This window comes from Streptomyces violascens (assembly GCF_014649955.1).
GTDB classification, from domain to species: domain Bacteria; phylum Actinomycetota; class Actinomycetes; order Streptomycetales; family Streptomycetaceae; genus Streptomyces; species Streptomyces violascens.
In genome coordinates this window covers 17975-31223 of record NZ_BMUA01000004.1, presented here as the reverse complement: position 1 = coordinate 31223, position 13249 = coordinate 17975, and the positions used below count along the sequence as shown (strand labels likewise).

The following is a 13249-nucleotide window of genomic DNA, read 5'->3' as shown; positions in this document are numbered from 1 at the left end:
CTGTTCGGGCGGGCGCACAGGGTTTGCAGCCTCACAGGGTTTGCGGCCTCACGAGGTTTCGGGGGCGCACGCAACGAAAGAGCCCGGCTCCCCGTACGAAACGGGAAACCGGGCTCTGTCAGCGGGTGTTGGCGGTGTCTAGAGGTCGACCTCGCGCATCAGCATGCCGACCTCGGTGTTGGTGAGGCGGCGCAGCCAGCCGGACTTCTGGTCGCCGAGCCCGATCGGGCCGAAGGAGACCCGCACCAGCTTCTCGACCGGGAAGCCGGCCTCGGCCATCATGCGGCGCACGATGTGCTTGCGGCCCTCGTGGAGCTCGATCTCGACGAGGTAGTTCTTGCCGGTCTGCTGGACGACGCGGAAGGCGTCGGCCCGCGCGTAGCCGTCCTCCAGCTGGATGCCCTCCTTGAGGCGCTTGCCGATCTCGCGCGGCAGCGGGCCCGTGATGGCGGCCAGGTAGGTCTTCTTCACGCCGTACTTGGGGTGGGTCAGACGGTGGGCCAGCTCGCCGTGGTTGGTGAGCAGGATGATGCCCTCGGTCTCGGTGTCGAGCCGGCCGACGTGGAAGAGCCGGGTCTCGCGGTTGGTGACGTAGTCACCGAGGCACTGGCGGCCGTCCGGGTCCTCCATGGTGGAGACGACGCCGGCCGGCTTGTTCAGCGCGAAGAACAGGTACGACTGGGTGGCGACGGTCAGGCCGTCCACCTTGATCTCGTCCTTCTCGGGGTCGACACGCTTGCCCTGTTCGAGCACGATCTCGCCGTTGACCTCGACGCGGGCCTGCTCGATCAGCTCCTCGCAGGCGCGGCGCGAGCCCATGCCGGCCCGGGCGAGGACCTTCTGCAGCCGCTCGCCCTCCTGCTCGGCGCCCGGGAAGGTCTTGGGGGTCTTCACGTCCGGCTTGTCGGCGTACCGGTCACGGTTGCGCTGCTCGATCTTGGCGTCGAGCTCGCGCGGGCGGGCCTGGCCCAGGCGCTGGCCGTGCGGGCCGCGGCGCACCGGGGTACCGCCCTGGGGCGCCTTCGGGCCACCCTTGGCGCCTCCGCGCGCGGAAGCGCCGCGACCGCCGCGGGGGGCGTCGCCGCCCACGTCGTAGGTGCGCTCCTCGGGGCGGGGACGGGGGGTCTTGCCGCTGCCGCTCTGGCGCGGGCCGCCGCTCTTGCGCTGGTCGTCGCGCCCGCCACCGGCGCCGCGGTTGCCGCCCCGGCCACCGCCACCACTGCTGCTGCCGCGGCCGCCGCTGTTGCCACCACGGCTCCCGCCGTTGTTTCCGCTGCTGTTCCTGCCGCTGCTGCTTCGCATCACATTTCCGTCTTGTCGTCTGCGGGGGTTTCCGGCGCGTCGGGCGCGTCCGGATCGAACGACGGCACACCCTCCAGCGTCTCGGCCTCGATCGCGTCCGCCTCGGGGAGGAAGGGCGCGAGCTCCGGGAGCTCGTCCAGGCCGCGCAGGCCCATCCGCTCCAGAAAGTAGTTCGTCGTCCTGTACAGGATCGCACCTGTTTCGGGTTCCGTGCCCGCCTCGTCGACCAGACCCCGCTGGAGCAGGGTCCGCATGACCCCGTCACAGTTCACTCCGCGCACCGCGGAGACCCGCGAGCGGCTCACCGGCTGGCGGTACGCGACGACCGCCAGGGTCTCCAGGGCCGCCTGGGTGAGCCGGGCCTGCTGGCCGTCCAGGACGAAGCCCTCGACGGCGTCGGCGTAGGCGGCCCGGCTGTAGAACCGCCAGCCGCCCGCCACGAGCCTCAGCTCGAATCCGCGGCCCTGGACGGTGTACTCGTCGGCCAGCTCCCGCAGGGCGTCCGCCACGGCCCGCCTGGGCCGTTCCAGAACCTTCGCGAGGTGCTCCTCGGTGGCGGGCTCGTCGACGACCATGAGGACGGCTTCCAGGGCGGGTTTCAGCTCCAGCTCCTCCGTCACGCGTTCTCCTCCTCCGTCACCACTTGGTCGAACTCGTCGGTCACCGCCGGCGCCCCGTCGCCCTCCCCGCCGCTCCAGCGCACCATCAGCTCCCCCAGCGCCTCGTCCTGGTCCAGGACCACGGCCTTCTCGCGGTACAGCTCCAGGAGGGCCAGGAACCGGGCGACCACGGTGAGGGTGTCCGGCGCGTCCTCGGCCAGCACCCGGAAGCTGACCTCTCCGGTCTCCCGCAGCCGGGCCACCACGATCTCGGCCTGCTCCCGCACGGACACCAGCGGGGCATGGATGTGATCGACGTACACCTGCGGCTTCGCCCTGGGCTGCATGGCCTTCACGGCCAGCTTGGCGAATCCCTCGGCACCGATGCTGATGACGACCTCGGGCAGGAGCTCGGCGAGATGCGCCTCCAGGCCGACGGTACGGGGGTAGCGGCGCGCCTCCCCGTCCAGCCGCTCACTGAAGATGTCGGCGATCCGCTTGTACGCCCGGTACTGCAGCAGCCGCGCGAACAGCAGGTCCCGCGCCTCCAGAAGCGCGAGATCGGCCTCGTCCTCCACCTCGGCGGCGGGCAGCAGCCGGGCGGCCTTGAGGTCGAGCAGGGTGGCGGCGACCACGAGGAACTCGGTGGTCTGATCCAGGTCCCAGTCGGGCCCCATGCCCCTGATGTGCGCCATGAACTCGTCGGTGACCTTGGACAGGGCGACCTCGGTGACGTCCATCTTGTGCTTGGAGATCAGCTGAAGCAGAAGGTCGAAGGGCCCTTCGAAGTTGGCAAGCCGAACGGTGAACCGCCCGTCGGAGGGCTCGGGCTCACTGGGGGGTTGCTCAGGGCCGGCCCCGGCCTCCGGGGCATTTGAGGAGCGGGGGTCCGGCGGCGGAGTCCCTGGCGACCACGGACCCGCAGCCGGCGAATCCTCCCCGAGGCCCGCGGCGGAGCCGCCGGGTGTCACAGCGGGAAGGGGCGGGGCGGGGAGAGAACCCCCCGGCCCCCGACCCAGCGCACGGCGCCCCGCACGCGCAGCGGGGGCAGGGGGCTCGTCAGCAGTCGGCAAGAGTGGTCCAGGGGGTGGAGAGGCGGGCGGAGCGGCTCCGCCGCAGGCTAACGGCTACCGCCCCCGAAGACGCCGTACGAGGATGCTCGCGTCGCCCCGCGACTCCAGGTCCGCGAGGACGACGGCGACGGCCTCGCGGACGATGCGCCCGCGGTCGACCGCGAGCCCGTGCTCCCCCCGCAGGACCAGGCGCGCATGCTCCAGGTCCATGAGCTCCTCCGCGGAGACGTACACGGTGATCTTCTCGTCGTGCCGCTCGCGCCCGCTGGGCCGCCGGTTGGCCGCCCGCTGGCGGCGCCGCTGCTGGGCAGTGCCGGAGCCGGAGGAGGAGCCGCCCTGTGCGGGCGTGCGCCGGGCCTTGGCGGTCTCCGCATCGGCGGCGCCCCGGCTGCGCGGTTCGGCCGAGCCGGAGTCCTCCTCGGCTGCGGTGTGCTCCGCCTCGGGCGCGGGCACGTCCGCGACGGGCTCGCTCTCGCCCGCCGGAGCCGGCACCCTCGCCTCGCCGTTGGCCCCGCGCCTCGGGGCGGACGGCGAGAGCGCCATCCCCCCGGTCGTACGGAACAGTTCGTCGGCCCCGGGCAGACTCACTCGGCGTGACACCGGGCGAGCACCTCCCTGGCGAGCTGACGGTAGGCGGCCGCGCCGACGGAGTTGGAGGCGTACGTCGTGATCGGCTCACCGGCGACCGTGGTCTCCGGGAAGCGCACGGTCCGGCCGATGACCGTGTGGTAGACGTGGTCGTCGAAGGCCTCGACCACGCGGGCCAGGACCTCCCGGCTGTGCACCGTGCGGGAGTCGTACATGGTGGCGAGGATGCCGTCCAACTCCAGGTCGGGGTTGAGGCGTTCCTGCACCTTCTCGATCGTCTCGGTGAGCAGCGCGACACCGCGCAGCGCGAAGAACTCGCACTCCAGCGGCACGATCACCTTGTGAGCCGCCGTCAGGGCGTTGACGGTGAGCAGGCCGAGCGAGGGCTGACAGTCGATCACGATGTAGTCGTAGTCCTGCATCAGCGGCTTCAGCGCCCGCTGGAGCGTGGACTCGCGCGCGACCTCGCTCACCAACTGCACCTCGGCGGCGGACAGGTCGATGTTGCTCGGCAGCAGGTCCATGTTGGGGACCGCGGTCTTGAGCAGCACCTCGTCGGCCGACATGCCCCGCTCCATGAGCAGGTTGTAGACAGTGAGGTCGAGTTCCATCGGGTTCACGCCGAGGCCGACCGACAGGGCACCCTGCGGGTCGAAGTCGACGAGCAGCACGCGGCGTCCGTACTCCGCGAGCGCGGCACCCAGGTTGATGGTCGACGTCGTCTTGCCCACGCCGCCCTTCTGGTTGCACATCGCGATGATCTTCGCGGGACCGTGGTCGGTCAGCGGACCCGGGATCGGGAAGTACGGCAGCGGCCGTCCGGTCGGGCCGATCCGCTCGCGGCGCTGGCGGGCAGCGTCGGGTGCGAGGGTGGCCGCGTACTCGGGGTCGGGCTCGTACTCGGCGTCGGGGTCGTAGAAGTGCCCCTGGGGCACTTCGTCAAAGTCGGCGAGAGCGGCGGTCTCCCGGCCGCTCTCGTTGCCGGCCGTGGCGTTCACGTGTAGGCCGTCCATCATCCGTGGGGCTGTCGTCATGTGCTGGGTGGTTTCGAAGGTGCGGACCGCGACGGAGCCGACAGCCTCGGGCCCCGAAGGGCTCTGGCCCCGTACGGACATCCCCGCAGGGATTCCTGACTGACCACCTCCGGGAGTAAATGTCGACTCATTCACAAGTCGTCTTACCTCCTTGGACGTGACCAGGAAACTTTATCGATAGGTCAGCGTGGCACCATGCCGACGGTTGGCGACTCTATGGCGTGTCACCGGTCCGCAGCAACACAATCCGCCGGACCCGGCCCGATGTGTCGGCAACCGAACACCACTCTGTCAAGGGCGTACGGGCACTCAGACGCGCGTTTCACCGGTGCGCGAAACGGTTAAAGGGTTACGTTCGAGGCGAGTTGAGCGAGCCTGGCACAGGTGGGCGGAAGTGTCGCGATACACATCCGGCCGGACCTTGGTCGACAAGGTCCGGCCGGATGTACGAGGTTGACGGTCCGCGTTGACGAACCGGCGATTTACTAGCCGAGCAGGGCGTGCAGCTCGACCTGGTCGAGGCCGTGGGCCTCGGCGACCGGGCCGTAAACGACCTGGCCGTCATGGGTGTTGAGGCCGAGCGCGAGCGCGGCGTCGCGGCGCAGCGCCTCGACCCAGCCGTTGTTCGCCAGCGACACGATGTAGGGCAGCGTGGCGTTGGTGAGGGCGTAGGTGGAGGTGTTCGGCACCGCGCCCGGCATGTTGGCGACGCAGTAGAAGACCGAGTTGTGGACCATGAAGGTCGGCTCGGCGTGGGTGGTCGGACGCGAGTCCTCGAAGCAGCCGCCCTGGTCGATCGCAATGTCGACAAGGACACTTCCGGGCTTCATCTTGGCGACGAGCTCGTTGGTGACCAGCTTCGGTGCCTTGGCGCCGGGGATGAGCACCGCGCCGATGACGAGGTCGGCCTCGATGACGGCCTTCTCCAGCTCGTAGGCGTTGGAGACGATCGTCTGCACCTTGGTGCCGAAGATCTTGTCGGCCTCGCGGAGCTTGTTGATGTCCTTGTCGAGCAGGGTCACGTGGAAGCCCATGCCGACGGCGATCTGGGCCGCGTTCCAGCCGGAGACGCCGCCGCCGATGACGACGGCACGGCCGGCGTGGGTGCCGGGGACGCCGCCGGGCAGCACGCCGCGGCCGCCGGCCGAGCGCATCAGGTGGTAGGCGCCGACCTGCGGGGCCAAGCGGCCCGCGACCTCGGACATCGGGGCGAGCAGCGGCAGCTGGCGGTTGGCCGTCTCCACGGTCTCGTACGCGATCGCGGTGGTGCCGGACTCCAGAAGGGCGTCCGTGCACTCGCGGGAGGCGGCGAGGTGCAGGTAGGTGAAGAGCGTCTGGTCCTTGCGGAGGCGGTGGTACTCCTCCGCGATGGGCTCCTTGACCTTCAGCAGCAGGTCGGCGGTGGCCCAGACCTCGTCAGCGGTGGCGAGGATCTCCGCGCCGGCCGAGACGTACTCGGCGTCCGTGATCGAGGAGCCGACGCCGGCGTTCTGCTCGACGAAGACCTGGTGGCCGTGGCGCACGAGCTCGTGCACACCGGCGGGGGTGATGGCCACCCGGAACTCGTTGTTCTTGACCTCGCGGGGGATACCGACCTTCACGTCGATCACGGTCCTTGACTCAGGGGAAGACGGGGGCAATGCGATACATACCCGGCCGCACACGGGCGCACCGGGACACACCGCAGGAAGTTGCGGCTCACCCAGTCTAATGAAGGTCTTCCCGCTGTCTACCCTTACAAAGCTTTAATCTTTGGCCGAAGCACTACGGATTTCGCAGGCCCCCTGCCCTTGACGGCTCATCTTCCAGCAATCTGTCGGCCTCCGCCCGGTGCAGCCGGGCCGCGGCCGGGTCGCCGAGCCGGTCCAGGGTGTCGGCGAGCCTGAGCTGGAGCGCGGCCTCGAGGCGCAGATCACCGGCCTTGCGCGCGGACTCGACCGCCTCGCGGCAGGTGCGCAGCGACTCCTCGGGGCGCCCCGCGTACTCCTGGACCCGGGCCGCCTCGCTCAACGCCCTTGCCTGGCTGGGGAGATCGCCGAGCCGCCGGTATCCGGCCACCGCGGCCCGCCAGCCCCGCAGCGCCTCGCCGTAGCGGCCCGCGTACGTGTGCACGGTGGCGAGCCGCCCGTAGAGGCGGGCCTGGTCCGCCCGCTCGCCGCGCGCGAGCCTATGGGACAGGGCCCGCCCGTACCAGTCGGCGGCCCGGTGCCAGTCGCCCAGCTCCTGGTGGGCGCCGCCTACGGATTCCATCGCGCGGCCGGTCGCGTACGGGTCGTTCGCGGCGCGGCCCGCGTCCAGGGCGGCCCGGTAGCGGGCCAGGGCGTCGGTGGTCCGCCCGGCCTCGGCGTCCAGGTCGCCCAGGTTGAGCAGGGCCGCGGCCTTTTCGCGGTGCAGTTCGCGGCGCTCGGCGACGTCCAGGACGAGCTGGTGCAGGCCGTACAGGTCGGGGGCCGCGGCCTCGGCGCCCCGGTGCGCGGCGAGCGCGCGGACCAGCGCGGCCACCAGGCGCCGGGCCAGGGTGTCGAGCTCGCCGTCCTCCACCGCGAGCCGGGCGGCCGCGAGCAGCGCGGGCCTGCGGCCGCTCAGCCAGGCGTCGGCGACGGCCGCGCCGGGGAAGCGCAGGGCGCGCGGCAGGCCCGCGAGCTTCTTGCGGGCGGGCGAGCCCTCCGGCTCGGTGACCGCCCGGCAGGACTGGAGCAGCCGCACCGTCCGCTCCAGCATCCGGGCCCGGGCCAGCTGGATCTCGCCGGGCCGGTCCACGCTCTCGCAGAGCGTGCGAAGCAGCGGCGCCAGGGCGCCGGGCACCCGGTACTGCTCGGGCGCGTCCGGGTCCGGCCGGAGCAGTCCCCACGCCACGAAGTCGTCGAGGGCGGCCTGGGCCCCCGAGACCGAGCAGCCGGCCAGGGCGGAGGCGGTGTGCGCGTCGGCGATCCCGGCGGGGGCGAAGGAGAGCAGTCGCAGCATCCGCGCGGCCGACTGCGTGAGGGAGTCGTACACAAGGCGGAAGGACTGCGCCAACGGCCGTGCCGCGATGGGGAGTTCGGCCCCGTCGTCGGACATGGCGCGCAGCTGCTTGGCCACGTCGGAGACGGCGGCCTTGGGACGGGCGCGAAGCCAGCCGCCGACCAGGACGAGGGCCGCGGGCTGTCCCCCGCACGCCTCGACGAGGGTCTCGGCGGCGCGCGGGTCCACCGTGACGCGGACCGCGCCGGTGAAGCCTTCCAGGAGTTCGACGCCCGACTTCACGTCGAGGCCGCCCAGCGTGCAGGGGCGTACGTCCGGAATTCCGGTGAGCGGCCCCTCGGCGGTGGCCACGACCAGCGACGGGGAGGTGTCGGGCAGGAGCGGGCCGACCTGTTCGGCGTCGGCAGCGTCGTCGAGCAGCACGATCGCCCGGCGGTCCGCTAGCGCGCCCCGCACGAGTTGGGTCAGCTCGTCCTGGCCCGCTCCGGGCGGCGCCGGGACCTTCAGCGCGTCGAGCAGTTCCCGGGCGACCCGGTCGGCCGGAACGCGGACCCCGCCGGGTTCGGTGAGCGCGGCCCGCAGGACGCCGTCGGGGTAGTCGCCGGCCACCTGGCGGGCGAGTTCGCAGGCGAGCGCGGTGCGGCCGGAGCCGGGCCGGCCCGCGATCAGCAGGACCCTGGCCCGGGGCGACTTCTTCCCTGACAGGGTGTCAAGTCCGGCCCGTTCGATGTCGGCCCGGAGCTCCTTCAACTCCCGCTGCCTGCCCAGGAATTGACCCGTGCGCCGCCCGGCGGCAGCGCCGCCCACGTCCACCGCCTGATCCGTCACGGGCCACGCTCCGTCCGCCTGCGCACCTGGAGACCATGCGGGTCTCCGCACGGTCGGTCCGAGCGTAGTTCACCCTTCGTGACCGTTTGGGGGGAGCAGGGCCCACTTCCGTCCGATGTCGCCCGATCGGATCAGCGGATTTTCAGATCGGTCACCCGCACGGCGGGCTCACTCCTCGAAGGGGCGGGCCGGCCAGGGCGCCCCGGCCGGGCGCAGCGCCTCGACGCCGTCCCCGTTCAAGGCCGCGGCCAGCGCCAGGACGCCGACCACCAGGCAGGTGTTGTGCAGCTCCCCCGCGAGCGCGCCCCGTACGAGATCGGCGACCGGGACGCGGGCCAGCTCCATGTCGGCCTCCTCCTCGGAAACCTCGAAGCGCTCCCCCTCCGCCTCGGACAGGTCCCGCGCCAGGAAGATCCGTACGGCTTCGTCACTGCCGCCGGGGCTCGTGTACACGTCGGTCAGGACGTGCCACTGCTCGGCCTTGACGTGCGCCTCCTCGTACAGCTCGCGCTGGGCGGCGTGCAGCGGGTTCTCGCCGGGCACGTCCAGGAGCCCGGCCGGGATCTCCCACAGCTTCTGGCGTACGGGGTGGCGGTACTGGCGCAGCACCAGGACGCGGCCCTCGTCGTCCAGGGCGACGATCGCCACCGAGCCGGGGTGGGTCTGGTAGTCGCGCTGGTGGACCGCGCCGTCGGGCATCACGACGTCGTCGGTGCGCACCCCGGTCTTGTGGCCGGTGAAGGGGGTGGCGGTCGCCACGATCTGCCAGTGTTCGGCGGTGTCCTCGATGGCCATGACGGCGTCCTCCCACAGTGCGCGCACAAAAACAGAACCGGGGTACGGCTCCTTCGGAAAGGTCCGTACCCCGGCAACGTTAACTTGTGGCGACTACTTGGCGGTCTTGCCCGTCTTGCGCTCGACGGCGGCCTTGACCAGGCCCGCGAAGAGCGGGTGCGGGCGCGTCGGGCGCGAGCGCAGCTCCGGGTGCGCCTGGGTGGCGACCAGGTAGGGGTGCACCTCGCGCGGGTACTCGACGTACTCGACGAGCTTGTTGTCCGGGGAGGTGCCCGAGAAGACGATGCCCGCCTTCTTCTCCAGCTCCGCGCGGTAGGTGTTGTTCACCTCGTAGCGGTGGCGGTGGCGCTCCTCGACGTAGGGCTGGTCGTCGTAGACCTCGCGGACGATGGAGCCCTCGGCGAGCTTCGCCGGGTACAGGCCGAGCCGCATCGTTCCGCCCAGGTCGCCCGCGCCCTCGACGTAGGCCAGCTGCTCCTCCATCGTCGAGATGACGGGGTGGGCGGTGGCGGCGTCGAACTCGGTGGAGTTGGCGTCCGGGATGCCGGCCAGGTTGCGGGCCGCCTCGATGACGATGCACTGCAGGCCGAGGCAGATGCCGAGCAGCGGCACCTTGTTCTCGCGGGCGTACTGGATCGCGCCGATCTTGCCGTTGACGCCGCGGTCGCCGAAGCCGCCGGGCACCAGGATCGCGTCCACGTCGCCGAGGTGCTTCTTGGCGCCGGCCGGGGTCTTGCAGTCGTCGGAGGTGACCCACTTGACCTTGACGCGGGCCTTGTTGGCGAAGCCGCCGGCCCGCATGGCCTCGGTGATCGAGAGGTAGGCGTCGGGCAGGTCGATGTACTTGCCGACCAGGGCGACGGTCACCTCGTGCAGCGGGTTGTGGACCCGGTCGAGCAGGTCGTCCCACTGCGTCCAGTCCACATCGCGGAACGGCAGGTCCAGCTTGCGGACGACGTAGGCGTCCAGGCCCTCGGTGTGGAGCACCTTGGGAATGTCGTAGATCGACTTGGCGTCGATGGCGGCGACCACGGCGGCCTCGTCGACGTCGCACATCAGCGAGATCTTGCGCTTGATGGACAGCGGCACCTCGCGGTCGGCGCGCAGCACGATCGCGTCGGGCTGGATGCCGATGTTGCGCAGGGCGGCGACCGAGTGCTGGGTCGGCTTGGTCTTCAGCTCGCCCGAGGGGCCGATGTAGGGCAGCAGCGAGATGTGCACGACGAAGACGTTGTCGCGGCCGACCTCGTGGCGGACCTGGCGGACGGTCTCCAGGAACGGCAGCGACTCGATGTCGCCGACCGTGCCGCCGACCTCGGTGATGACGACGTCGACGTCGTCGGTCGCCATCCGGCGGATGCGGTGCTTGATCTCGTTGGTGATGTGCGGGATGACCTGGACGGTGTCACCGAGGTACTCGCCGCGCCGCTCCTTGGCGATGACCTGCGAGTAGACCTGGCCGGTCGTCACGTTGGCGGACCCGTCGAGGTCCACGTCGAGGAAGCGCTCGTAGTGGCCGATGTCCAGGTCGGTCTCGGCGCCGTCGTTGGTGACGAACACCTCGCCGTGCTGGAACGGGTTCATCGTGCCCGGATCGACGTTCAGGTACGGGTCGAGCTTCTGCATCGTGACCCGCAGGCCCCGCGCCTTGAGGAGCGCACCCAGGCTGGAGGCAGTCAGACCCTTGCCGAGGGAAGAGGCGACACCCCCGGTGACGAAGATGTGCTTGGTCGTCGTGGCTGCGCTGTTTCGCAAAGCCTTGGGCTGCATGGCCAAGAGGGGGCTCCCGTGGTCGCTGTGTGGAATGCGTGCCGGTCACCCTGTGTGGATCTTGTACGGAATCCGTACGCGTTTCCAGGGGTGCCGTCGCTGCGGTTCGGGGCTTTTTTCAGCACCCGGCCACGGGCTACCAGGGTATCAGCGACAACGGGAGACCGCGTCCGGCCACGCTCTGTATGCGCCGGTCAGCCCTGAGTACGAGCCTCACCCATTCGGCCCAACGGCGTTCGAGGATGGCTCAAGCGGATCACCAGGGTGCGTCGTATCCTGCTCGGACACTCGCTTGCCGAGCCACCTGGTAGCACGGAAACACCCCGTCCGTCATCCGGAACATGCGCTCGTTGGCGAACCCTTGACCGCTGTCGCTGTAAGCGCCCCCAGGGGGCGGACGTGGCCGTTCGACTGGAGATTGCACGTGGCCGGGCGCATCGAGGATTACGCACTCATCGGAGACATGCAGACCGCGGCACTGGTCTGCCGGGACGGCACGGCGGACTGGCTGTGCCTGCCCCGCTTCGACTCGCACGCCGTCTTCGCCGGACTGCTCGGCACCGAGGAACACGGCTTCTGGCGGGTCGGCCCGGCACACGGTGCCGACGAAACGCCACCGGTGGCCGACCGCCGCCGCTACCGGGGCGACTCGCTCATCCTGGAGTCCGAGTGGGACACCCCGCGCGGCACGGTCCGGGTGACCGACTTCATGCCGCCGCGCGACGGCGCCCCGCAGCTGATCCGCATCGTGGAGGGCGTCACCGGCCGGGTCCCGATGCGCTCCATGCTGCGCATGCGGTTCAGTTACGGGCGGATCACCCCGTGGGTGCACAAGGTCGACAACCGCACGGTGGCCGTCGCGGGCCCCGATTCGGTGTGGCTGGACACCGAGGCGGAGACGTACGGCAAGGACCTCACGACGTACTCCGACTTCACGGTCTCGCCCGGCGAGCGGGTCGCGTTCACCATCAGCTGGCAGCCCTCGCACCGCGAGGAGCCCGCGCTGCCGGAGCCCGAGGCGTCCCTGGTGGCGACCGAGGACTTCTGGCGGGAGTGGGTGGAGCACTGCACCTACCACGGGCCCTACCGCGAGGCCGTGGTCCGCTCCCTGATCACGCTGAAGGCGCTCACCTACGCCCCGACCGGCGGCATCGTGGCCGCGCCCACCACCTCGCTGCCCGAGCACATCGGCGGCGAGCGCAACTGGGACTACCGCTACACCTGGCTGCGGGACGCCGCGATCACCCTGTCCTCGCTGCTGCGCACCGGCTACCGCGAGGAGGCCCGCGCCTGGCGCGAGTGGCTGCTCCGCTCGGTCGCGGGCGACCCCGAGAACCTCCAGATCATGTACGGCATCGCGGGCGAGCGGGAACTCGGCGAGACCGAGCTCGACTGGCTGCCCGGGTACGAGAACTCGACGCCGGTACGGGCCGGCAACGGCGCCGCCCACCAGCTCCAGCTCGACGTGTACGGCGAGGTCACCGAGGCGCTGCACCTGGCGCACATGACGGGCCTGGCCCGCAACGACTACGCCTCGCTGCTCCAGCTCAAGCTGATCCGCTACCTGGAGAGCCACTGGGACCAGCCGGACGAGGGCATCTGGGAGGTGCGCGGCCCGCGCCGCCACTTCGTGCACTCCAAGGTGATGGCCTGGGTCGCCGTCGACCGCACGATCAAGCTCATCGAGTCCGGCGACGCGGACGGCCCGCTCGACAAGTGGCGCGAGCTGCGCGACGACATCCACCGGGACGTCTGCGAGAAGGGCTACGACAAGGAACGCAACACCTTCACGCAGTCCTACGGCTCGCAGGAGCTGGACGCGTCGTTGCTGCTCATCCCGCAGATGGGCTTCCTGCCGCCGGACGACAAGCGCGTGATCGGCACCATCGAGGCGATCCAGCGCGAGCTGTCCACGCCGGACGGGTTCATCCTGCGCTACCCGACCACGGGCGGCGACGCGGACAACCTGGACGGCCTCCTGGGCGAGGAGGGCGCGTTCCTGGCCTGCTCGTTCTGGCTGGCGGACGACCTCGCGATGATCGGCCGGGTCGACGAGGCCCGCAAGCTCTTCGAGAAGCTCCTGGCCCTGCGCAACGACCTCGGGCTGCTCGCGGAGGAGTGGGATCCGCACCTCCAGCGCCAGGTCGGCAACTTCCCGCAGGCCTTCAGCCACGTTCCGCTGATCGACACGGCCCTGCGCCTCACCGCGTCGGGCGCGTACGGCGGCTGACGGTCGGACCGGCCCACGGGTCGTCCCCGGGTGCCCACGGGTGCCCGGGAGGCGGCCCGTCCGCAT

The 13249-nt window shown here is 71.0% G+C and carries 10 protein-coding genes; 1 reads left to right on the top strand and 9 read right to left on the bottom strand.

The genetic code is table 11. The features are described 5' to 3' along the window. Window positions 1–138 precede the first annotated feature (138 nt). The 9 genes from IE206_RS11125 to pyrG form a co-directional block, all read right to left on the bottom strand. Window positions 139–1302, bottom strand: a complete 1164-nt coding sequence (locus IE206_RS11125; protein WP_189961942.1) for a pseudouridine synthase — start codon at window positions 1300–1302, stop codon at window positions 139–141. Then, window positions 1302–1922: an SMC-Scp complex subunit ScpB gene (gene scpB, locus IE206_RS11120; protein WP_053723367.1), complete on the bottom strand. Its 621-nt coding sequence runs from the start codon at window positions 1920–1922 to the stop codon at window positions 1302–1304. Before scpB ends, IE206_RS11125 begins: the two co-directional genes overlap by 1 nt. After that, window positions 1919–2974, bottom strand: a complete 1056-nt coding sequence (locus tag IE206_RS11115; RefSeq protein WP_189961941.1) for a segregation and condensation protein A — start codon at window positions 2972–2974, stop codon at window positions 1919–1921. The genes scpB and IE206_RS11115 overlap by 4 nt, the downstream gene beginning before the upstream one ends. Window positions 2975–3028: 54 nt before the next feature. After that, the gene (locus IE206_RS11110; protein ID WP_189961940.1) at window positions 3029–3574 is read right to left on the bottom strand and encodes a hypothetical protein; all 546 of its coding nucleotides are present in this window, start codon (window positions 3572–3574) and stop codon (window positions 3029–3031) included. Beyond that, window positions 3559–4677, bottom strand: coding sequence for a ParA family protein (locus tag IE206_RS11105; protein WP_053723364.1), 1119 nt, complete (start codon window positions 4675–4677; stop codon window positions 3559–3561). The genes IE206_RS11110 and IE206_RS11105 overlap by 16 nt, the downstream gene beginning before the upstream one ends. Window positions 4678–5081: 404 nt before the next feature. Next, entirely contained in the window at window positions 5082–6197 is a 1116-nt protein-coding gene (gene ald, locus IE206_RS11100) for an alanine dehydrogenase (protein WP_189962313.1), read from the bottom strand. Window positions 6198–6360: 163 nt separating this feature from the next. Beyond that, entirely contained in the window at window positions 6361–8388 is a 2028-nt protein-coding gene (locus tag IE206_RS11095) for a tetratricopeptide repeat protein (RefSeq protein ID WP_189961939.1), read from the bottom strand. A gap of 168 nt (window positions 8389–8556) precedes the next feature. Continuing rightward, complete coding sequence (locus tag IE206_RS11090) at window positions 8557–9183, bottom strand: NUDIX domain-containing protein (RefSeq protein ID WP_189961938.1); 627 nt, start codon at window positions 9181–9183, stop codon at window positions 8557–8559. Window positions 9184–9276: 93 nt separating this feature from the next. Then, entirely contained in the window at window positions 9277–10953 is a 1677-nt protein-coding gene (pyrG, locus tag IE206_RS11085) for a CTP synthase (RefSeq protein ID WP_189961937.1), read from the bottom strand. Between the two features lie 424 nt (window positions 10954–11377). Here pyrG and IE206_RS11080 point away from each other — a divergent pair, with 424 nt between their 5' ends. Then, the gene (locus IE206_RS11080) at window positions 11378–13183 is read left to right on the top strand and encodes a glycoside hydrolase family 15 protein (RefSeq protein WP_189961936.1); all 1806 of its coding nucleotides are present in this window, start codon (window positions 11378–11380) and stop codon (window positions 13181–13183) included. Window positions 13184–13249: the final 66 nt, after the last annotated feature.

What these genes read in the sequence shown, in the direction of transcription:
- IE206_RS11125 (WP_189961942.1), bottom strand. Translation starts at nt 1,302, where the DNA reads ATGCGAAGCAGCAGCGGCAGGAACAGCAGCGGAAACAACGGCGGGAGC.
- IE206_RS11105 (WP_053723364.1), bottom strand. Translation starts at nt 4,677, where the DNA reads ATGTCCGTACGGGGCCAGAGCCCTTCGGGGCCCGAGGCTGTCGGCTCC.
- IE206_RS11090 (WP_189961938.1), bottom strand. Translation starts at nt 9,183, where the DNA reads ATGGCCATCGAGGACACCGCCGAACACTGGCAGATCGTGGCGACCGCC.
- pyrG (WP_189961937.1), bottom strand. Translation starts at nt 10,953, where the DNA reads ATGCAGCCCAAGGCTTTGCGAAACAGCGCAGCCACGACGACCAAGCAC.